This is a genomic window from Arthrobacter pascens (genome assembly GCF_017052465.1).
Classification (GTDB): domain Bacteria; phylum Actinomycetota; class Actinomycetes; order Actinomycetales; family Micrococcaceae; genus Arthrobacter; species Arthrobacter pascens.
This window is the reverse complement of the sequence record NZ_JAFHKT010000098.1, coordinates 1-20,450: the sequence shown is the minus strand read 5'-3', so window position 1 is coordinate 20,450 and position 20,450 is coordinate 1. Positions and strand designations below refer to the sequence as shown.

The window sequence follows — 20,450 nt, the reverse complement described above, 5'->3', positions numbered from 1 at the left end:
TCGATCAGGGAAGGGGGTGGTACTTGTGGCACATGTACTCACTGGATTCATGAACCTGACCGACAGGCTCCGGTTCGTATTCGGGCCCGCCTCCGTGGGCGATTCCGCAGCGCCGGTGGTTCACCTGCATGACGACTTCGAGCACGCCTCGGAAGAAGATCTTTCGCAGTTTGAAGTCGAGACAGATTCCGAAGGCCATCACTACGCAATACGCAAGAGCGACCTGAAGTACCTGGAGTAGGAAACGGCTTCACCGCAGACATGACAGCGGCCGCCCGCCTGGTTTTGCCAGGCGGGCGGCCGCTTCCTTGTGCTGTTCCCGCTTCCTTAGCGGCCGGTGCCGCCGTAAACGGTGGCTTCCGCTTCGCTGTCGAGGTCGAAGGCCTTGTGAATGACGCGCACGGCCTCGTCCAAGAGGTCTGCGTGGGTCACCACGGAAATGCGGATCTCGGACGTGGAGATCATGTTGATGTTGATCCCGGCGTCGGAGAGCGCCTTGAAGAACGTGGCCGAAACACCAGGGTGGGAGCGCATGCCCGCGCCGATCAGCGAGAGTTTGCCGATCTGCTCGTTGTATTCAATGCTCTCGAAACCGATCTCTGCCTCAGCCGCACGAAGGGCTGCAAGGGCGTCCGCACCCTCGACAATCGGGAGGGTGAACGAGATGTCGGTCCGGCCGGTCCCGTGGGTAGAGACGTTCTGCACGATCATGTCGATGTTCGAGTGTGCGTCCGCGATCACCTGGAAGATGGCGGCGGCTTTCCCGGGGATGTCCGGAACACCCACCACAGTGACCTTGGCTTCGGAACGGTCGTGTGCAACACCGGAGATGATTGGCTGCTCCAAGGCAACTCCCTCTTGAGTCTTGATCTTGTCGTCGGCACCGGGCATGACCCACGTGCCTTCGTGCTGGCTGAATGAAGAACGGACGTGCAGGGGCACTCCGAAGCGGCGGGCATATTCGACGCACCGCAGGTGGAGGATCTTGGCCCCCGACGCGGCCAGTTCCAGCATTTCTTCGCTGGAAATGCGGTCGATCTTCTGGGCCGACGGCACCACGCGCGGATCGGCCGTGTAAATGCCGTCCACGTCCGTGTAGATCTCGCAGACGTCGGCGTCCAGGGCTGCGGCGAGGGCAACGGCCGTGGTGTCTGAGCCGCCCCGGCCCAGGGTGGTGATTTCGTTGGTGCTGCGGCTCATGCCCTGGAAGCCGGCAACGATGGCAATGTGCCCCTTGTCGAGGGCCGTCCGGATGCGGTGGGGATCCACGTCGATGATCCGTGCCTTGCCGTGGATGCCGTCCGTGATCATGCCGGCCTGGGAGCCGGTGAAGGACTGGGCGGACGCGCCGAACTTGTTGATGGCCATGGCCAGCAGTGCCATGGAGATGCGTTCGCCGGCGGAAAGGAGCATGTCCATCTCCCGTGCCGGAGCCGAGTCGGTGACCTGCGCGGCCAGGTCCAGCAGTTCGTCCGTTGTGTCACCCATTGCGGAAACCACAACAACAACCTCGTTGCCGGCCTTCTGCGCGTCGACAACGCGCCGGGCAACCCGTTTGATACCGTCAGCGTCGGCTACCGATGAACCGCCGAACTTCTGCACAATGAGCTGGGCGGTTGATGCCGGGTTGACGGTCAGCTCCTGCGGCTGCGGTTCGGTCTTCACATCGGTACTGGGCATACTCATGCGTGCACCCTCACTGGATCAAATCGGAGTTCTGGAGGCCAGGCGGCCTTGCGGCACGACGGCGTAACTGATGTTGACAGTTTATCGCCGCCCAACGCCGGCCGTTGAATTGTGACCGTTTCCGGCTTAGGGCAGGTATCCGGCGGGGCGGTGGCTCCTCAGCTGAGGGCGTTGCGCCGGCCCTCGAAGGCGCGGCCGAGCGTGACCTCATCGGCGTACTCCAGGTCACCGCCGACGGGAAGCCCGGAGGCCAGCCGGGTCACCGTGATGCCGATGGACTTGAGCATCCGGGCCAGGTAGGTCGCCGTCGCCTCGCCCTCAAGGTTGGGGTCGGTGGCAATGATGATCTCCTGAATGGCGCCGTCGTTGAGGCGGGTCAGGAGTTCCCGGATCCGCAGCTGTTCCGGGCCGACGCCGGCGATCGGATTTATGGCCCCGCCGAGCACGTGGTACCTGCCGCGGAAAGAGCGCGTCCGTTCCACTGCGAGGACGTCCTTGGACTCCTCCACCACACAGATGACGGACGGGTCCCGGCGAGGGTCCCGGCAGATGTTGCAGAGCTCCTGCTCCGTCACATTGCCGCAGACGGTGCAAAACTTCACCCGTTCCTTGACGGTGGTAATGGCATCCACGAGGCGCTTCATGTCCTGGGGGTCGGCCTCCAGGATGTGGAAGGCCAGCCGCTGAGCCGACTTGGGCCCTACGCCGGGCAGGCGCCCGAGCTCGTCGATCAGCTCTTGAACTGCACCCTCGTACACAATGTCCTCGATTACCTGGTTGGATGATTAGCGGCCGTGATTGGCTGGCTTTAGCGGGGCCGGAACGCCATGCCTGCCGCAGCCATGAGTGCCGATGGCACAGAATGCCGATCGCCAATGCCGGCGCGGTTCCATGACGGCTAGTAGCGGGGCAGCAGCGGGCTTCCGTCCAGCGACCGTTCTTCGATCAGCTTTCCGCCCAGAATACGCTCAACCGCGGCCCTGCCAAACACACCCGATTCCTCGATGGTTTCGTCATCTGCGCTGGGGATGTCCTGTGTGTAGGACGCTGCGGATTCCGGCTGGCGAGTGGGTGCCTTGGCCCGCCCTGCTTCAGCCTCCGGGCTGTTCGACAGCCGCTGGTACAGGCTCAGCTTGCCGTTGCCGGCCGGCGGAGCTGCCACCGCAGCCGTGCCCTGTACTGCCGCGCCCTGTGCTGCGGCAGGCGCCCCCGCGGATGCGGTCCCCAGCGCGGTCACCCTTGTAGGCGCCAGATGGGGCTGCGCCGAGGGCGCCGCACCAGGGGTGAACGCGGCTGCGCCGGATCCCGTCGCCGGCGCGGAGGCCATGGCATAAGCCGGAACGAACTCGGCGGTGTCCGGCTCGGGCGCCCCCGGCTGAACCGTTGAGGGGCTGTGGGCGTACTCCTCTGCCTGTACCTGAGCCGGGCGTGAAGTAGCTGCAGGATCCGGCGCCGTCGGGTACGCGGAGGGCGGAACCTGGGCCGTTGCAGGGTCATACCGGGGAGCGGCCGGCGCCGGCGGTTCCTGCCCGGCGTGGTCGTCGGGCCGGCTCATGTATTTGCCGACGTTCGTTTCCGAGCCGAGGGCCCACACTCCGGGTGCCTGTTCGACGGCGCGCGACCAAGGATCACTTGAACTGTCCCCGGACGGACGGGCTGGCACGCTGGCCTGGACGGAGGCCCGGGCCGGGCCGGAAGCGTCGGCCGGCGAAGGCACGCTGCGTGGCTCATGCGGGGCCGGGGGCTCCCAGTCCACGGGCGGTTCTTCGTCCAGCGGCGGCGCATCTTCGTCGAGCGGCGGACCCCAGTCGTCGTCGGGATAGGAGTACGAATTGCCCCGTTCGGCATCGGCGGGCCCCGGGGTCGCAGGCTGTCCGGGATTCGCGGGCTGCGAATTTGCGGGCTGCCCGGGATTCGCCGCCTGCGCGGGAGCAGCGGACTGGACCGAATCGGCGGACTGCACAGGATCGGCGGACCGCACGGAAGCAGCGGGCCGGAGAGGAGCGGCCACCGAAGGAGCAGGCGCCGGCTCTTTTGGTGCTTCCCGTCCGGAGTCGGGCACGGCAGGGGTCAGTCCCCAGTCCGCGTCCGTCGTGGTAGCCGGTATGTCCCGGCTAGTAGGACCTTTTGGGTTTGGGTCAGAGCTCGCTGGCCTGTTGGTTCCGCCTGCCGTTGCGGTGATCTGGCAGTCGATGCCTATGGTCTTGTGGATGGCCTGCCGCAGGTTCTCGGAATGGTCGGCCCGCCCAAATGCGCCCGCCAGTCCGGACGTCGTGAAGACAAGCGTCAGGACCTGGCCATCGAACTGGCCGACCTGGGCGTTCGGCTCCACAAGGGCCCACGTGCTGCGCTTGATCTTGGTGAGGGTTTGCAGGATCTCCGGCCACGCACGGCGGAGCACCTCGACGTTGGCACCGCCACCCGTGGGTGCTGCAGAGGCGGGGCCCGGCGCGCCAGTCGGCGCACTGGCGGGCGCGTGCCGGACCTCAGGTACGGATGCCGGCTGCACGGGCGCCGACGGCGCGGGAGGCGCGGATTCGGGGCCGCTGCCACGAACCGAATCGCCGGACGGCCTGCGGGCGCCGGACTGCGGTTCGTCCACGGGCCAGTCGCTGGTGCTGATCCGGGGGGCGGAGACGGGCTCCCGCTCCGCCGGCGGGCGGGTCTCCGCCGTGCCCGATGGCGCTGTGGCGGGCATGGCGGCAGCAGGTTCAGGGGCCTGGCGGCGTGGCTCCGCCGGGGATGGCGGCTGCTGCGGAGCGGAAACAGCGTCAGACGCCGCGGCAGCGCGCGGAACCGACGGCGCAGCAACGGGCGCAGCAACTGGTGCTGCAACAGGTGCTGCAACAGGCGCTGAGGGAGCGGGGGCTTCGGAAACAGCGGCGGCCGTGGTGCCGGCGTCGTTCCCCGAGTAGTTCAGTCTCCGCTCCACACGGTCAATACGTGCGGCGATTCCACGTTCGGTCTGTTCGGAGCTGGGCAGCAGGATGCGGGCGCACAAGAGCTCGAGATGCAGCCGAGGCGAGGTGGCGCCGGTCATCTCAGTGAGCGCGGTGTTGGTGACGTCCGCCGCGCGGGACAGTTCCGCGGCGCCCAGGTTGTGCGACTGGCTCTGCATCCTGGCGATCTGGTCGGCGGGCATGCCGCGGAGGATGGACTGGGCGCTCTCCGGCATGGCCTGGACGATGATGAGGTCACGGAAGCGTTCCAGGAGGTCTTCCACGAAGCGGCGTGGATCGTGCCCGGTCTGGATGACGCGGTCCACTGCCCGGAAGACAGTGGCTGAATCGGAGGCGGCAATGGCCTCGACCACATCGTCCAGTAGCGAGGCGTGGGTGTATCCGAGAAGCGCAACGGCGAGCTCGTAGTCCAGGCCGTTCGGCCCTGCCCCTGCCATGAGCTGGTCCAGCACGGAGAGCGAATCCCTGACGGAACCACCACCGGCGCGGATGACCAGGGACAGCACTCCGGGCGCCACCGGGACGTTTTCCTGGTTGCAGAGAAGCTCAAGGTACGCCAGGAGCGGCTCCGGCGGCACGAGCCGGAACGGGTAGTGGTGCGTGCGGGAGCGGATGGTACCGATGACCTTGTCCGGCTCCGTCGTGGCAAAGATGAATTTGATGTGTTCTGGCGGCTCTTCAACGATCTTCAGCAGGGCGTTGAATCCGGCCGACGTGACCATGTGCGCTTCATCGATGATGAAGATCTTGTAGCGGTCCCGGACCGGGGCATAGGTGGCCCGTTCCCGAAGGTCCCGGGCGTCGTCGACGCCGCCGTGGCTGGCGGCGTCGATCTCGATGACATCGAGGGATCCTGCGCCGCCGCGGGCCAGTTCAATGCAGCTGGGGCACACGCCGCAGGGGGTGTCTGTGGGTCCCTGGGCGCAGTTGAGGCAGCGGGCCAGGATGCGGGCCGAAGTGGTCTTGCCGCAGCCGCGCGGACCCGAGAACAGGTAGGCGTGGTTCACCCGGTTCTTGCGCAGGGCCGTCATGAGCGGCTCCGTGACATGTTCCTGCCCGATAACGTCCGCGAACGAGTCGGGGCGGTATCTGCGGTAAAGGGCGGTAGTAACAGTCACAGAGAAAACCCTACCAATCGGGGCTGACATAAAAGACCCCCCATGCACCCGCCAGAGCCCGTCTACCCTTGCTACCTTCCGGTCCTGGGGGAGTTCAACAGGATGACGCCACATGAGGGGCCGTCAGATACTTTACCCGAAGTTTCGGTCTGCCCCGAATCGGCCCGGACAGCCCCGATCACCGGGCTACCGGTGCCCGTTCACCGGCCAGCTCATGAACGCGGGTTCCTCGTAGGGGTGGGCCGCCCGCAGTGCCCGCACAACGGCGTCGAGCACTTCATCGGCGACCACGCACTCCACGCGCAGTTCAGCCACCTGCTCGGGCACGCCCTCGGCTCCGATAAACGGACGGGAGCCGCTCAAGGGGGTGAAGCGGCCCGAGCCGGGCGATGTGAACGAGCAGTGCGAGTAGTCGCCCAGCCGTCCGGCGCCAGCGTCTCCGACGGCGGCCAGCACTGCTTCGGCATGGGACTCGGGGACATAGACCACCAGGGCGTGCAGCTGCGACATGGCACCATCCTGCCAGCGGGATGCTGTCATGTCGCAGTTCCCCGGCCTGCCAGACGGTGGGTGAATTGACGGCCAAAACGCTCAATTGGGAGATGCAGGAAAGTTCGGGTATTCTAGTATCTGCTTTTGGTTCAGAAGCAGTTGGAGAATTCGCCTAGCGGCCTATGGCGCACGCCTGGAACGCGTGTTGGGTTAACGCCCTCGGGGGTTCAAATCCCCCATTCTCCGCCACCGGAAACCCGGTTCCGATTCTGTCGGAACCGGGTTTTCCTTTTGCCGGCATCCGCCGGCTACGCCACGCCCAGCCGCCGCAGCCGCTGCCGTGCGGCGAGTTCGCTGGGTCCCATCCGGCCCAGCGCGAGGCGTACGACGGCGAGAGTCACCCTGGTTGCCAATCCCACCGGCAGGGGCAGTGGGCCAAGCCGCGCCGTCCGCAGCCCCAGCATCTCGCGGTACCTCGGCTCGAGGCTGAGCACAGCGCCTGCGAAAAGCACGCGGTATCCGGGCAGCAGCCATGGATGCAGCGGAGGGTTGCGGATGAAAGCCACGGTTTCGGCAACCCGTTCATCCGCGCGCAAGGCGCCCACCGCGAACCAGTCGTTCAATTCCCGTGTCAGCTCGACTTCACGGAGCGGCGGTGAACTGACCCCCATCAGCCGCGCCGCCTGCGCCCATTCGCGGACATAGGCGTCGGGGCCGCCAGGAATGGGTCCGCCCCATTTCTTGTGTGCCGTGAGGAATGAATCAGTAAACGTGACGTGCACCCACCGGACCAGGTCCGGATCGTTCGCCGAATAGTCGCGCGTGGCGCCGGTCCCGTCGACGTATTGTCCGCGGACCGTATCGTGAATCCGCAGCACCGAATCCGTCGCAGTGCGGGCATCAGCCGTGGAACCGTACGTGACTGCATGGATCCAGCGCGTTGTCCGCGCAAGACGGCCGAGTGAGTCCTCATGGAATTTGGAGTGTTCATAGACGCCGGCCATAACGCCGGGGTGAAGCGTCTGCATGAGAAGGGAGCGGATGCCCGCGACGATGGTGGGCATCCCGTGGTGGACGGCCCAGACGGCCGAGCCAGGCAGGTAAAAGCCCGGGTCATTTCCCTGGGCAAACTTTTCTGCCCATTCGGGCGGCGCAGAAGGGCTGCCTGTCAGAGTTCGTCTGACCTCCGCCTGCCATTCCCTGAGGACATTGCGCATGTTCCATTCTCGCGCACTGAACTGAGAGTGTGACTACGATTTTGAGCGCCCTCGCCTGCCGGATCTTAGAGGCCGTGCGGAAACGGTCCGGACTCCATTTGTTCGTGCGCGGATTGGGGGGTTAAACCTATAAAGCACAGGGATTCACCCCCCAGTTTTAGGGGTTTCCCGGTGCCTTCCCGTGTGGCCACAATGGAGGACATGCTCGTCGAGACAAGGAGTTGGCGGGTCCTACATCAGGAGAATTCTGTGGCAACTCATGGGGGAAACCAAGGTACAGCCAGGGCGAACGGCCCCGGACGGATCGCTTTGCGGAGCTTGTCTGCGGCAGTTGTCGTAGGCTTCTCCGTCTTCGCGTTCGGGTTCCAATCGCCGGTCAGCCATTTCCAGACCCCCACTGGGGCGCTTGACGAGGCTGCAGTCCGCGTCGTACCGCCCTCCGGCGTCGTTGGCCCGGCGCTGCTCGATCCGGGCAGCACGTCCGAGGGGCGCACCGTAGCCGGTCCGGCGGCGGCGTTGGTTGCCAAAGTACCCTTTGGCCGGACGGTCGTGGAGACGAGCTCCAAGGGCGTTGCCTCCACTGGCACGGTCAAGCCACAGTCCCCAGGCGTCGCATCCACTGCCTTGAGGCGGCCGGGTGCAGGTTTCCTCATGGCCCCGCTCGAGGTTTTGTATCCGAGTTCCTCCTTCGGCCTGCGGCATAACCCCCTGACGGGCGAATCCGGTGAGTTCCACTGGGGCCAGGATTTCGCCGCTTCCTGTGGCACCCGTGTCTACGCGGCCGATTCCGGAGTTGTGCGAGCCGCAGGATGGCATCCGTGGGGCGGCGGAAACAGGGTGGAGATCGACCATGGCAATGGGCTCATCACCACGTACAACCACCTCCAGTCCGTGGCAGTTGCCAAGGGCGACCGAGTCCGTGTCGGTGAGGTCATTGCCCAGGTGGGTACCACAGGATCGTCCACCGGGTGCCACCTCCACTTCGAGGTCATCGAGGACGGGGAACACCAGGATCCAGCCAAGTGGACCCTGCTGCCTATCCGGCAGGTCGACAAGCTGCAGCAGGCGGTCATGACCAGCTTTGATCCCGCTGCGGCCAATCTCGCCGGCTGGGCGATCCCCTTCCTTCGCGGGAACACTGGCGACGGCAGCTCTGAGCCCTCCACCTATTACGACGCCCGGCCTTACACCTGGACTCCCTCCAGCGGCGCCAGCCCCTCGCTGATGCCCAGTTCCACTGCAACCTGGGCTGCCTCAACGCCTCAGGCCAACAGCAGTCCACTGCAGACCATCGCGCCCGAACCGTCGACCACGTCCAAACCCGCTCCGCCGACGTCGACGAAGCCGACAACCACCGCGCCGACGACGACGACACCCCCGACGACGACCGCACCCCCGACGACCACCACGCCTCCGACGACCACCACGCCGCCGGCCACGACCGCGCCGCCTACGACCACTGAGCCGCCGGCAACCACTGAGCCGCCGACGACCGAGCCGCCGGCAACGACGCCGCCGACGACGGAGCCGCCTGCGACGACGGAGCCGCCGACGACCGAGCCGCCGACTACGACGCCGGAACCGGACCCTGCCCCCGCGCCGGAGCCCGAGCCCGAACCGGGTCCGCCTCCTGTTGATCCGACGCCGGAACCGTATTCTGAACCCGCTCCGGCACCGGCTCCGGCACCTGCTCCGGCACCGGAACCGGCACCTGCCCCGGTGGCCCCGCCCACCGCGATTGTTGTCGAGCCCGCCCCGGCGCCGGCACCTCCTCCCGCCCCGGCGCCCACGCCCACCGCGGTTATTATCGAACCCGCCCCTGCTCCGGCACCCGCCCCTGCTCCGGCACCCGTTCCCGCCCCGGCACCAGCTCCGGCACCCGCCCCTGCTCCGGCACCCGTTCCCTCAGCAACGCCTGAGCCAACGGTTGTTCCAGGCTCAACCCAAGCTCCTGCAACTGCACCTGCAGGAACAGAAACAGCCGTGACGGCGGCCCCCACAACCGCGCCGTAGTAGGGCGCGGCGGGGTTCGCCGTCCGGCTGTTCACCAACCGTGAGGAGGTCGAAGGAATGCAGCGGAGTACATTTCCGTTGTCATTATTGACGACCATGCAACCGGCCAGAAAGCACTATGTGCAGTCCTTCCGAAAGATCCGGCTGCCGTCCAAGGACGGAGCCGGATCCGAGACCGCCGGTTTTGAGGAGCCTTCCCGCACGTCCGCAGCCCGGGACCAGCGGCCCCCGGGCGTCACATTTCCCCTTCAAGCCAAGGCAAATATCCCTGGCCGAGGACACACAAACGTGGGGCGTCCTGCCCCCGCCGTTGTTCCGGTGATCCCGGAACTGCGGCACCCCAACGCGGTCATCGCCTGATGTCCGCCCAGATGAAACGAAAGCGAGGAGCGTTAGCCGGTAAGCGGCAGGCATCGTAATTTTTCAACATGCCAACTTCAGTTTCCCCACAGTTTGCTTTTTATCTGGTTGGATGGAGCGTACTGAGAGGGACACTGGAAGCACCCGCTTCCTAACTACCGCGAAGGCAGCAATGGAGCTCATCGAGGCCGAGCACCCCAGGCCACGTCATTTTCTACTCCACCTGAGCGACCCCCATTTGTTGGGAGGTCCGGACCCCCTTTATGGCGCAGTTGACAGCGAAGCCCGCCTGATTCAGCTCTTCGATGAGGTCCAGGCATCAGGCGCCCGTCCGGAAGCCGTGATTTTCACCGGCGACCTGGCGGACAAGGGAGACCCCGAGGCTTACGCCAAACTCCGCGCGATCGTTGAACCGGCGTGCAGGGACCTCGGCGCCAAAGTCATCTGGGCCATGGGAAACCACGACAACCGCGCGAACTTCCGGGCGGGCCTGCTGGACCAGCCGGGCAATGACGACCCGGTGGACCAAAGCTATTACGTCAACGGCCTGCGGGTCATCACCATGGACACGTCCGTACCAGGGTTCCATCACGGGGAACTCAGCAGTGACCAGCTGGATTGGCTGGCCGCGCAGCTGGAAACGCCCGCTCCGGACGGCACCATCCTGGCGCTCCACCATCCGCCGGTACCGTCGGTACTGGACCTGTCCGTGCTGGTGGAGCTCCGTGACCAGGCTGCCCTGGAGACCGTAGTGCGCAACTCGGACGTCCGCACCATCCTGGCGGGGCACCTGCACTACTCGACGACGGCGAGCTTCGCCGGTGTCCCGGTGTCGGTCGCCTCTGCCACGTGCTACACCCAGGACCTCAACGTTCCGGTGGGAGGCACGCGCGGCCGTGACGGCGGGCAGGCCTTCAACCTCGTGCACGTCTACGAGCACACCATCGTGCATTCCGTGGTGCCGCTGGGAAGCACGCCGACCGTGGGGGAGTATGTCAGCCCCGAGGAAACGGAGCGGCGTCTGGCAGCTGCCGGCATCCGCATTCCCGAGCGGGCGAACCGGCCCGTTCTCACGCGAAACTAGCCACATAAGCCAGAGCCCCCGCAGTTCATGACTGCGGGGGCTCTGGCCTATGTGCTGCTACTTCTCCCAGGGCGCCTTGATGGGGAAGTACTTCTCCAGGAAGTCCGTGACCAGCTCGGCCCGTTCCTCGGCGGGAACCTCGGGGAAGCTGCCGTCATTGAGGCAGAAGAAATCCATGTTCCGCTTTGACAGCAGCTTGGGCAGATAATTGAGCCCGGCGCGGAGTGTGGTGTCCACATACCTGACCTTGGCCGCGGTCTGGGTGACAGCACGCCCGGTGAGCAGCGCGTAGTAGTGGTAGAACGAATTGGTCACTGAGATGTTGTCCGCCGCGCGGAAGGTGCTGGCAGCAGTCTTGGCAAACTCGCTCGGGAATTCATCCTCCATCTGGGCCACCACGCTGCGGCGCAGGGGCGCGGCGCTGTGCTCCAGGTGGCGGGTGGTGATCCGGCCAAAGCGGTTCCAGAGCAGCTTGCGGTTCACCCGGGCGGCATTCTCGAAGCCGCTGCGCTCGGCCGCATTCTCCCCGAGGCCGATGCGGGTCTCCGCCTCGATGAACTTGGTGATCCCGCCGGGCGTGAAGAACAGGTCGGGTCCAACAGGGCGTCCGAAGAACATGTCGTCGTTGGAGTAGAGGAAGTGCTCCGAGAGACCGTCGATGTGGTGCAGCTGGCATTCCACGGCCTGGGAATTATGGGTGGGCAGCACGGAGGGATCGGCGAAGAACTCCTCGCTCCGGACGATCGTCACGGACGGGTGGTCGGCCAGCCACTCAGGCGCGGCGGAGTCCGTGGCGATGAAGATGCGGCGGATCCACGGCGCAAACATGTAGACGGAGCGGAGCGCGTACTTGAGCTCGTTGATCTGCCGGTACCGCGCTTCGTGGTCGTCACCCTCGCCGAGAACAGCGTTGGCCTGCCTGGCCCGGCGTGCCGCGATGTACTCGGGGGAACTGCCGTCCACCCAGGAGAAGACCAGATCGATGTCGAAGCTGATGTCACTTGCGTGGTCCGCGAACATATTCTCGATGGTGGGCCACGTGTGCCCGTACCGTTCAACCGTTCCGCGCACGGCGTCCTGGGACAGCATGGTGCGCCGGGTCAGGGAGTTCTCGATCGGCAGGATCACCTCATCGCCTTCGAAGCTCCAGAGCTCCACCTGCACGCCGGCCGAGGCGCCGAACTCGAAGCCGCCGTTCGGCTCAACCCGTGGCCTGTACAGCCTGAAGATTCTGGCCTGACGGTTGGTGGAAAGTTCGCCGTCGGCCACCAGCACCGACGTCTTCTTCTTGGCATCCACGGTCATGGAGTAGAAGGGCTCGTTGCGGCACGCATCCACCAGGGCAGCGCGCAGTTTTTTGCGGTTTTTCCAGTCCAGGGCGATGACCGGGCGGTCGTTGTTGCCGCGGACCAGCAGGTAATCCAAACCGGCCTGCGCGAGCACGTTCCGCAGGAAGAGCAAGTCCTCGACCATGGCCTGGTATGGCGTCCGGTTCTGGTTTATAAGGGCATACCGGCCTGAGGTGCGGACCACGTCGGGGCGATGTTTGAGGCGCGCAACAGCAGCCGGCGACGTTACTTCCGCAAGTGCGGGGACGTCCTCGGAAGTCTGTCCGCCATAGTAGATGTCATCCTGAACCGTTACGTCTGTAATGGTGATTCTCCGTGCTGCTAGAGGGTGGGCTCTTACTTGCATGATAGTCCTGCCGAAAAAACTGCAGGATAATTTGCCGGCGGAGCGGGCCGCCCGCAAAGCGGCGGCAGGGGCTTAGCCCACCAGCGCCTCGCGCCACCTGCGGAGAAAAGCCGCACCGGCGTCGTCGTGAATCACCGTAGCATCCAGGCCGAGGTCGGCGGCCGTGAGGATGTCGTAGGGCTTGTCCGGCACACCGTCCGCGGGCCGGACATCCACATGCTTGACCGCGTGGTCGTTGTGGTGCAGCCAGTCGGCCATGGCGTAGTCCGTGCGGGAATCACCCACGGTCCGCCAGGCCTGCGGCGTGATGCCCTGTGCTGCCAGGAATTCCACTGCACGGCTGGCGCCCAGGTCCTTGCCGAGCCGTACTGATTCGATGTCCGTGGAAATGATGGTGGGGTCCACGCGGTAGTCGATCTCGTCGTCGGAATTGGGTGCGTGGTGGTCCAGGCGAACGACACCCAGGCCGTGCCGCTGCATCAGTTCCATGGCTTCTGCATCGAAGAGCCGCTGCTCGGCGAGGTACTCGCTGTTCGGCACCTCGATGTGCTGTTCAACCGAGACCATGGCGCGCTTCGTTTCATCGAAGAACATGTGCGAGGAGTAGTCCTCAGCCACCATCCGGCGGACGTCGTCACCGTAGGCTGCGGGCACAGCCAGTTCACGGTCCACGTGGACGGGTCCGGCGCCGGCGGCGGTGTAGCTGAACCAGACGGCGCCCTTTTCACAAATGGCATGGATCAGGGTGCCGCTCGGCATGCCCGCTGCGATCATCGGCTCCATGACCTGCTCCCGGATGAAGGCGTCGGAGCGGCCCGTGTTGAAGATGACCGGTACCCCGGCTGTCGCAAGGGCCACCAGATCGGCGATGATGCCGGGCTTCACATCGCGGGTGACGGGACTGGCGACCGGGCCGTCGACGTCCAGGAGGAGGGCAAGGGCCGGGGCCGACGGCGTGTGGGAGCCGAAGGCGGCAGCGGTGGCATTCGCGGGAGGAGCAGTCATGGCTCCATTCTGTCAGCCGCCGCCCCCGCGGCGCCCCAGGGGGACGCGAGTGCCCCGCATGTGACTCATGGTTACTGTTTGGCTACAACCTCGATCCGGGACCCGATCCACATTCCCTAGAACAGGCAAGGTGCTTAGGCTTGCAACGTGATATTCAAAGCTGTGGGCGAGGGACGCCCTTACCCCGACCATGGTTACAGCACGCCCAAGGACTGGGCCGCGCTGCCGCCACGGCCGGTGCGGCTGGATGAACTTGTGACCACCAAGCGGACCCTGGACCTCGAAGCCCTGCTGGCCGAGGATTCCACCTTTTTCGGCGACCTTTTCCCGCATGTGGTGCAGTACAAGGGAACGCTCTACCTCGAGGACGGTCTCCACCGGGCTGTCCGCACCGCGCTCCACCAGCGCACCGCCATCCACGCCCGGGTGTTGGTGATCGATGGCTAGAAAACCCAAGGACGTCACGGTTCTGCATGGGCACCGCGTCATCACAGGTCCTGAGCTCCGTGCCACGTTCGTGCCCGACGACGAGGCGGCCGACCACTCCCGAAAGCTGCGCCGGAAAATCCTGCACGGCGTGGTGCTGTTCATGCTCCTCGGGCTGATTGTTACGAGCGTCATGGGAGCTGTGGCGATCATGAACGGACAAATCAAATTTCCCGGGACGGAAAACACCGAGGTGCAGGCGTCCGCGTGCCCCGCCACGACCTTCGACTACACGCCGCACGCCAAGGTCACCGTCAATGTCTTCAACGCCACCACCAGGGCCGGACTGGCGAAGTCAGCAGCCAACGAGTTCAAGGTCCGGAAATTTGCAATGGGCAAGGTTGGCAACATCGAAACCGGCTACCGCGGCGTGGCAGCCATCGTGTCCGGCGCCGCAGGCCAGGCCGCGGCCTTCGCCGTGCAGCGGAACCTCCCGGGTTCGGACTATTTCCAGGACGCGCGCTCCGATGCCAGCGTTGACGTGATTCTCACCGGCGACTACAGGGGCCTGGCCAAACCGGAACTGGTGGACCAGACTCCAGGCAAGCTGGAGTGCCCGCGGGAAAGCCGTCGCATTGCCGACGACGGCCAGTGGCCCGTGGTCCCCACCCAGGGCGCCAAAGGCTGACCGCTAGCCAGCAGCAGCGGGAGGTCACGCCATGCGGACGGGCCGGCCGCCGTCGTCGAACCTCGCACCGGCACCCAACTGGATGAACCGCACTGTCCGGGAGACCCGTTCCTCCAGGTCGTCCGTCTCCTCGCTGCTGCGGGCCGCGCTGGAGGACAGGGTTCCGTGGATCAGCTGGGCCTGCTGCCGGACGTCCGCCACGGGGAAGTAGCCTTGGTCCATGCCTTCGCGCAGGATGTCCTGCAGGAGGTCGCTGAGGCCACCGACGTGGTCGGCGAGCTTGGCGAAGGACGCAGGGGAGAGCACGGCGCCCATGGCCGGGCCGGGTGGAAGGTGGCGGCGGCTGAGGTCCTCCACCTGGGAGCGCACATAGAGCGCCAGCCGGTCCACCGGGTTCTCCAGCAGGTTCAGGGATTCCCTCAGTTCCGCGAGGAAACGCTCCGTTTCAACCAGCGCATAGGAAATGAGCAGCTCTTCGATGTCCGCATAGTAGTTGTACACGGCCGTGCGCCCGATGCCTGCATGGCGGGCCACGTCCGTCATGGTCAGCCCGGGCAGCCCGTGCGTGAAGAGAAGTTCGCCAAAGGCAGTGAGTATGCGGCGCTGGGTCTCGGCGCGCTGCGCAGCATTGCTGGGGGCCGAAATCCGTGGCATACGCACACTTTACCGCGCTCTGTCAGTAAACCCCTGCGGGTTTTGTGCACGTTTTGCGCCGCTAGTGTGCCGTGGGGCGGCGCGCGTTGGCCGCCCAAAACCGCAACGTCAGACGGCGCAGCCCTGCGGCCCGCACGCCCCGCCGTCCTTCTCTGTGCCGTCCTCAGTTCCGGGGCCGCCGGCGTTGACCATGGCCAGCGGATGGGCGTCCTGCCAGGCCTGTTCAAGGGCCACGCTGAAAGTTGCCGAGGGCTGGGCCCCGGAGAGACCGAATTTCCGGTCAATCACGAAGAAGGGGACCCCGCTGATGCCCAGCGCGCGCGCTTCGGCAAAGTCCTGGCGGACGTCGTCGGCGTACTTGTCGGAGGTGAACAGCTCGGCCACCGCGCCGGCGTCGAGACCCAGTTCCCCGCCGAGCCCGGTGAGGTAATCGCGGCTGCCGATGTCCTGGCCGTGCTCGAAGTGATCGCTGAGCAGCCGCTCCTTGGCGGCGTCCTGCTTCCCGTGCGCGGCCGCCAGATGGATCAGCCGGTGGGCGGTGAAGCTGTTGGCGACCACGACGGCGTCGAACCGGTAGTCGAGCCCCTCACCCCTGGCTTGCGCCGCCACGTGGTCAAACATCTGAGAAACCTGTTCGGGGGCCATGCCTTTGCGGGTGCTGAGGTAGTCGAGTTCGGTGCCGTCGTAGTGTTCGGGCAGGGACGGATCCAGCTGGTAGCTGCGCCACTGCACCTCCACGGCATCGCGGTGGGGGAACTCGGCCAGGGCGGCCTCGAAGCGCCGTTTGCCGATGTAGCACCAGGGGCACGCGACGTCTGACCAGATTTCAATCTTCATGCCTGCCACAACCTCCACCCGAGCTGTGGCATTCCTCAGCGGCGGTGTCGGTTAGGCCACAGCCAACCTGAAGGCGGGCGGTCTTGCCCGGCGGCACCGGGGATCCTATCGTTTGACATAGGTTATGAAGTCAGCCGTCGGATGGTGTTCGTCCGAACATACTCGTGGTTGACCACGAGGCGCCAGGCAGGCGCTTCTACCGTTGTGCGGAAGCATCCTGCCTGCGGGCTGGGAGGCCAGGCATGCGGATAGGACTAATTGCAGCACCCTGGATTCCGGTTCCACCGCCCGCTTACGGTGGGACCGAGAGGGTGGTGGACAGCCTTGCCCGCGGCTTTGCTGATGCCGGCCACGAGGTGGTCTTGGCTGCCCCGTCGGACAGCGAATGTCCTGTTCCCCGGGTCCCGGACATGCGGCAGGCCGAACCGGCCGAACTGGGGTTCACGCTTTCGGAACTGAGTCACGTGATCCGCGCTTACCGGGGCATGCGGGGAGTGGACATCATCCACGATCACACGATGGCCGGCCCGTTGTATCCGCACCGTCCGGCCTCGGTGCCGGTGGTCACAACCATCCATTGCCAGCTGACGCCGTCGGCGGTGGACGTTTACCGGGCCATCGGCAAGACCGCGAGCATTGTCGCCATTTCCCGCGACCAGGTCAGCCATGCGCCGGACGTTCCGGTTGCCCGGGTCATCCATCATGGGATGGACCTGGCGGCCGTCCCCACAGGCAGCGGGCAGGGAGGCTACGCGTGCTTTGTGGGACGGATGTCCCCGGACAAGGGTCCAGCCCAAGCGATCGCCATCGCCCGGAAGGCCGGAGTCCCGCTGCGCCTTGCGGCAAAAATCCGCGAACCCGAGGAAATGCGATACTTCCGGGAGGTTATCGAGCCGCTCATGGGGCCCAACGAGGAATTTATTGGCGAGCTGGCGAACGCCGAAAAGTACGCGCTGATGGGCGAGGCCTTCGCCTTCCTGAACCCCATCCAGTGGTCCGAGCCTTTCGGGCTGGTGATGATCGAAGCTCTGGCCACGGGAACCCCCGTCATAGGCACTCCCGTTGGCGCCGCACCCGAAGTGGTGGAGCACGGATCCACCGGCTACCTGTCCTCGCTGGACGAGCTGCCGGATCTGTTGCTCCGGGCCGAAGAGCTCAGCAGGGCGGCCTGCCGCGCCTCCGTTGCGGAACGGTTCAGCTCGGAGCGGATGGTCGCGGACCACCTGGATCTGTTCACCCGGCTGCTTGGGCAGAAGTTGCCTTTCGGGGTTCCCGATCCGGGCACAGTGCATGAGAATCAGATACACGATTCGCTGGCGCCGGGCACCTGACCCCGGCCGCGCCTGTACAAGGGAAGGGACCAGCCCATGAACGCCTGGAATGCCGACACGGAGGCGGGCCCCTCCGAAGCCGGCGCGGTCACCGTGGTCGAAGGGTCCTCGTTCTGCATCTCCTCCCACAATGGCGACATCATTCCCGGCGGCTCACAAGGGGTCTTCTACCAGGACACACGGGTAATTTCCCGCTGGATGCTCCGGGTCAACGGGTCCCTTCGCGAGCCGCTGGGGGCCCAGACGCCCAGGGCTTTCCAGGCCACCTTCGTTGGCAGGGCGCGCTGGCCGGACGGCAGGTTCGACAGCCCGCTGGTGGTCCGGCACCAGCGGCACATAGGACCCGGCCTTCGGGATGACATTACCCTCATCAATTACTCGTCTGAGCCGGCCGACTGTGACATCGAGCTGAGCGTCGAGGCCGACATGGCGGACCTCTTTGACGTCAAGGGCGGCAGGGCGCCCACCGGTGCCGTTACCCGCAGGTCGGTCCAGGGCGCCGAGCTCCATATCGAAGCCGAGCGCAACGGCCAGCGCCGGGGCGTGGCCATCCGCGCAGCGGGGGCCCTGGTCCGCGAGGATGCACTGGCTTTCCGGGTGGAGATTCCGGCCAGGGGACAATGGTCCACCGCCGTCATTGCGGTTCCACTGATCAATGGGGTGGGGCCGGAGGAGCCCTTTTCCGAGGCCTCGCCTCCGCACCACCGGATGGGCGTCAAGAGGCACCTGGCATGGGAGGAGCATGTGCCGCGGGTGACCGTCATGGACCGGAACGTTCAAAATGTGCTGGACCGCAGCCAGAAGGATCTGGGTTCCCTGCGGATATTCGACGATGCCCACCCTGACCGGGCTGCGGTTGCCGCCGGCGCCCCCTGGTTCATGGCGCTCTTCGGCCGGGATTCCCTGCTGTCTGCCTACATGTCGCTGCTGGTCGACCCCAACCTGGCCGCCGGGACGCTGCAGACCCTGGCCGGGATCCAGGGGACAAAGGTGGATCCGGATTCTGAGGAAGAGCCGGGGCGGATCCCGCACGAGGTGAGGTTTGGCATCAATGCCGGCCTTGCGCTGGGTGGCACGGCGTACTACGGCACCGCGGACGCCACCCCGCTGTTCGTCGCCGTCCTGGGGGAGCTCAGCCGTTGGGGCCTCGGCGAGGACATCATTGATTCGCTGCTGCCGCATGCGGATCGTGCCCTGGAATGGATCGAGCACTACGGGGACGGCGACGGTGACGGCTTTGTGGAGTACCTGAGGCCCAACCCCCACGGACTGCTAAACCAGGGATGGAAGGACTCGTGGGACGGGATCAATTTCGCCGACGGCAGGATGGCTGAGCCGCCGATCGCGCTGTGCGAGGTCCAGGGCTACGTGTACGCCGCCTACGTGGCACGGTCGCTGCTGGCCCGCTGGACCGGCGACGATTCCCTGGAACGCCACTGGGCCGGGCGCGCTGCACGCCTCAAGGCGTCCTTCAACGAGCGGTTCTGGATGCCCGACAAGGGCTATTACGCCATCGCCCTGGACAAGGACAAGCAGCAGGTTGACTCGTGCGCATCCAACATGGGCCACTGTCTCTGGGTCGGGCTCGTCGACGAGGACAAGGCTCCGATGGTCGCGGAGCACCTGATGTCGCCGGAGATGTTTACGGGCTGGGGCATCCGGACGCTGGCCTCGGACATGGGCGCGTACAACCCCGTCAGCTACCACAACGGTTCGGTGTGGCCGCACGACAGCGCGCTCGTGGCCACCGGGCTCATGCGGTACGGCTTCGTGGACGAGGCCAGCCGGATTGCCAGCGGGCTCTTTGCGGCGGCGGCCCATTTTGGCGGGCAGCTTCCGGAGCTGTTCTGCGGGTTTGACCGGAGCGACTTCCCGGAACCGGTGCCATACCCGACGGCGTGCTCCCCACAGGCGTGGGCGGCCGCGGCACCGGTGCAGCTGGCCCGCATCCTGCTGCGTTTTGACCCCGACTTCACCCGGAACGAAGTCCACCTGGCACCGATCCTTCCGGACCGGATGGGCGACTTCCGGGCAGATAACGTCCTCCTGGGCCGCTCCAGGATCACCATCCACGGCCGGGGCAGGGAGGGAAGCGTGGAGGGGTTGCCGCCGGCACTGAAGCTCCGGAGCGACCCCCGCCTGCCGCTTTACAAGGACCTCGCCAACTAGCCGCGCAGCGGCCGCTCCATCACGAAGTCGTGTTCGACAGCGCTTCCCAGCCGGAAGGACTTGGTCCCCACCTTCCGGAAGCCTGACTTTTCGTAGAACCGGATGGCCCTGGTGTTCTCGCTGTTGACGCCGAGCCACATTCCCCTTGCCCCGGCGGCTGCGGCCGACTCGATGCTGGCGTGCATGAGGTCAGCCGCGGCGCCGAGCCCGTGGTGGTCAGGGTGGACGTAGCATTTGCTGAGCTCCGCCGAGGGCAGCGCGGTAAGCGCCGAGGCCACGTCCGGATCCAGGGCGGGCCTGTTCACGAGCAGACTGTAGCCGCGGAGGCCGCCGCCGGAGTCGATCACCAGCACCGTCACCGCGGGGTCGGCGAGGTATGCGCGGAAGTGGCGCTCGCTGAGCGTGCCCGCAAGGTGGGCCGCGATGTCCTCGGGGGAGGAGGCCGGCGGGCACGCCAGCGGAAAGGTGACGGCCGCCAGCTCAGCCAGCCGCCCGACGTCGTCCGCTGTTGCTTGCCGGATGGTGTGCGTCATCGGGCTACTGCCTGAAGGCGGCGTCGAAACTGCCCTGGGCTGCGGGGAAGTCGAACTTCTTGAGCGCGGCGAGGGCTTCGGGGGCGCCGTGGAGGCGGTCCATGCGGGCGTCCTCCCATTCGATGGAGATGGGGCCGGTGTACCCGATGGCGGTGAGGGCGCGGAAGGAGGATTCCCACGGG

General features: G+C 66.0%; 18 protein-coding genes, 1 tRNA gene, 1 other RNA gene and 2 pseudogenes. 9 read left to right on the top strand and 13 right to left on the bottom strand.

Annotated elements, in window-relative coordinates:
- The first annotated feature begins 49 nt into the window (after nucleotides 1–49).
- Nucleotides 50–241 (top strand): hypothetical protein, encoded by a 192-nt coding sequence (locus JYA52_RS01830; protein WP_240459854.1) that lies wholly within the window; start codon nucleotides 50–52, stop codon nucleotides 239–241.
- Nucleotides 242–327: 86 nt separating this feature from the next.
- Here the strand turns inward: JYA52_RS01830 and JYA52_RS01825 are convergent, their stop codons facing one another.
- The 5 genes from JYA52_RS01825 to JYA52_RS01805 form a co-directional block, all read right to left on the bottom strand.
- A complete protein-coding gene (locus JYA52_RS01825) occupies nucleotides 328–1,686 on the bottom strand; it encodes an aspartate kinase (RefSeq protein ID WP_205651441.1) in 1,359 nt (452 codons plus the stop codon).
- A 158-nt stretch (nucleotides 1,687–1,844) separates the two neighbouring features.
- Nucleotides 1,845–2,444: a recombination mediator RecR gene (recR, locus tag JYA52_RS01820; protein WP_205651440.1), complete on the bottom strand. Its 600-nt coding sequence runs from the start codon at nucleotides 2,442–2,444 to the stop codon at nucleotides 1,845–1,847.
- A gap of 140 nt (nucleotides 2,445–2,584) precedes the next feature.
- The gene (locus JYA52_RS01815) at nucleotides 2,585–5,794 is read right to left on the bottom strand and encodes a DNA polymerase III subunit gamma and tau (protein WP_205651439.1); all 3,210 of its coding nucleotides are present in this window, start codon (nucleotides 5,792–5,794) and stop codon (nucleotides 2,585–2,587) included.
- An RNA gene (gene ffs, locus JYA52_RS01810) (signal recognition particle sRNA small type) lies at nucleotides 5,793–5,889 on the bottom strand. The genes JYA52_RS01815 and ffs overlap by 2 nt, the downstream gene beginning before the upstream one ends.
- Before the next feature lie 61 nt (nucleotides 5,890–5,950).
- The gene (locus JYA52_RS01805; protein WP_205651463.1) at nucleotides 5,951–6,274 is read right to left on the bottom strand and encodes a YqfO family protein; all 324 of its coding nucleotides are present in this window, start codon (nucleotides 6,272–6,274) and stop codon (nucleotides 5,951–5,953) included.
- A 143-nt stretch (nucleotides 6,275–6,417) separates the two neighbouring features.
- Here JYA52_RS01805 and JYA52_RS01800 point away from each other — a divergent pair.
- Nucleotides 6,418–6,505, top strand: a tRNA-Ser gene (locus JYA52_RS01800).
- 59 nt (nucleotides 6,506–6,564) lie between these two features.
- Here JYA52_RS01800 and JYA52_RS01795 read toward each other — a convergent pair.
- A complete protein-coding gene (locus JYA52_RS01795) occupies nucleotides 6,565–7,473 on the bottom strand; it encodes an oxygenase MpaB family protein (RefSeq protein ID WP_205651438.1) in 909 nt (302 codons plus the stop codon).
- Nucleotides 7,474–7,665: 192 nt separating this feature from the next.
- On the opposite strand from JYA52_RS01795, the pseudogene JYA52_RS22900 reads away from it, so the two are divergent.
- Nucleotides 7,666–8,478 (top strand): annotated as a pseudogene (locus JYA52_RS22900) (M23 family metallopeptidase); the annotation flags it as partial.
- 257 nt (nucleotides 8,479–8,735) lie between these two features.
- Here the strand turns inward: JYA52_RS22900 and JYA52_RS22895 are convergent.
- Nucleotides 8,736–9,521, bottom strand: a complete 786-nt coding sequence (locus JYA52_RS22895; RefSeq protein WP_307869281.1) for a hypothetical protein — start codon at nucleotides 9,519–9,521, stop codon at nucleotides 8,736–8,738.
- 85 nt (nucleotides 9,522–9,606) lie between these two features.
- On the opposite strand from JYA52_RS22895, the gene JYA52_RS01785 reads away from it, so the two are divergent.
- Together JYA52_RS01785 and JYA52_RS01780 are read left to right on the top strand one after the other, a co-directional pair.
- Nucleotides 9,607–9,846: a hypothetical protein gene (locus JYA52_RS01785; RefSeq protein WP_205651437.1), complete on the top strand. Its 240-nt coding sequence runs from the start codon at nucleotides 9,607–9,609 to the stop codon at nucleotides 9,844–9,846.
- 172 nt (nucleotides 9,847–10,018) lie between these two features.
- Entirely contained in the window at nucleotides 10,019–10,930 is a 912-nt protein-coding gene (locus tag JYA52_RS01780) for a phosphodiesterase (RefSeq protein ID WP_205651436.1), read from the top strand.
- Between the two features lie 57 nt (nucleotides 10,931–10,987).
- Here JYA52_RS01780 and JYA52_RS01775 read toward each other — a convergent pair whose 3' ends face one another.
- Both JYA52_RS01775 and JYA52_RS01770 read right to left on the bottom strand, forming a co-directional pair.
- On the bottom strand, nucleotides 10,988–12,625 hold the full coding sequence (locus JYA52_RS01775; protein ID WP_205651435.1) for a stealth family protein: 1,638 nt from the start codon (nucleotides 12,623–12,625) through the stop codon (nucleotides 10,988–10,990).
- Nucleotides 12,626–12,697: 72 nt separating this feature from the next.
- The gene (locus JYA52_RS01770) at nucleotides 12,698–13,630 is read right to left on the bottom strand and encodes a Cof-type HAD-IIB family hydrolase (protein ID WP_205651434.1); all 933 of its coding nucleotides are present in this window, start codon (nucleotides 13,628–13,630) and stop codon (nucleotides 12,698–12,700) included.
- Between the two features lie 147 nt (nucleotides 13,631–13,777).
- On the opposite strand from JYA52_RS01770, the gene JYA52_RS01765 reads away from it, so the two are divergent.
- Both JYA52_RS01765 and JYA52_RS01760 read left to right on the top strand, forming a co-directional pair.
- Entirely contained in the window at nucleotides 13,778–14,077 is a 300-nt protein-coding gene (locus JYA52_RS01765) for a type II toxin-antitoxin system VapB family antitoxin (RefSeq protein ID WP_205651433.1), read from the top strand.
- On the top strand, nucleotides 14,070–14,744 hold the full coding sequence (locus JYA52_RS01760) for a LytR C-terminal domain-containing protein (RefSeq protein ID WP_205651432.1): 675 nt from the start codon (nucleotides 14,070–14,072) through the stop codon (nucleotides 14,742–14,744). The genes JYA52_RS01765 and JYA52_RS01760 overlap by 8 nt, the downstream gene beginning before the upstream one ends.
- 24 nt (nucleotides 14,745–14,768) lie before the next feature.
- Here the strand turns inward: JYA52_RS01760 and JYA52_RS01755 are convergent, their stop codons facing one another.
- The gene (locus tag JYA52_RS01755; protein ID WP_205651431.1) at nucleotides 14,769–15,398 is read right to left on the bottom strand and encodes a TetR/AcrR family transcriptional regulator; all 630 of its coding nucleotides are present in this window, start codon (nucleotides 15,396–15,398) and stop codon (nucleotides 14,769–14,771) included.
- Between the two features lie 108 nt (nucleotides 15,399–15,506).
- Entirely contained in the window at nucleotides 15,507–16,235 is a 729-nt protein-coding gene (locus tag JYA52_RS01750; RefSeq protein WP_205651430.1) for a DsbA family oxidoreductase, read from the bottom strand.
- Nucleotides 16,236–16,477: 242 nt separating this feature from the next.
- On the opposite strand from JYA52_RS01750, the gene JYA52_RS01745 reads away from it, so the two are divergent.
- Together JYA52_RS01745 and JYA52_RS01740 are read left to right on the top strand one after the other, a co-directional pair.
- The gene (locus tag JYA52_RS01745) at nucleotides 16,478–17,566 is read left to right on the top strand and encodes a glycosyltransferase family 4 protein (protein ID WP_205651429.1); all 1,089 of its coding nucleotides are present in this window, start codon (nucleotides 16,478–16,480) and stop codon (nucleotides 17,564–17,566) included.
- A gap of 36 nt (nucleotides 17,567–17,602) precedes the next feature.
- Nucleotides 17,603–19,735 carry an amylo-alpha-1,6-glucosidase gene (locus JYA52_RS01740; protein ID WP_205651428.1) on the top strand — a complete coding sequence of 711 codons (2,133 nt, stop codon included), beginning with the start codon at nucleotides 17,603–17,605 and terminating at the stop codon, nucleotides 19,733–19,735.
- On the opposite strand, the gene JYA52_RS01735 is transcribed toward JYA52_RS01740, so the two are convergent.
- Nucleotides 19,732–20,268, bottom strand: coding sequence for a GNAT family N-acetyltransferase (locus JYA52_RS01735; RefSeq protein WP_205651427.1), 537 nt, complete (start codon nucleotides 20,266–20,268; stop codon nucleotides 19,732–19,734). The two genes, JYA52_RS01740 and JYA52_RS01735, sit on opposite strands and share 4 nt — an antisense overlap.
- 4 nt (nucleotides 20,269–20,272) lie before the next feature.
- Nucleotides 20,273–20,450 (bottom strand): annotated as a pseudogene (locus JYA52_RS01730) (sugar phosphate isomerase/epimerase); the annotation flags it as partial.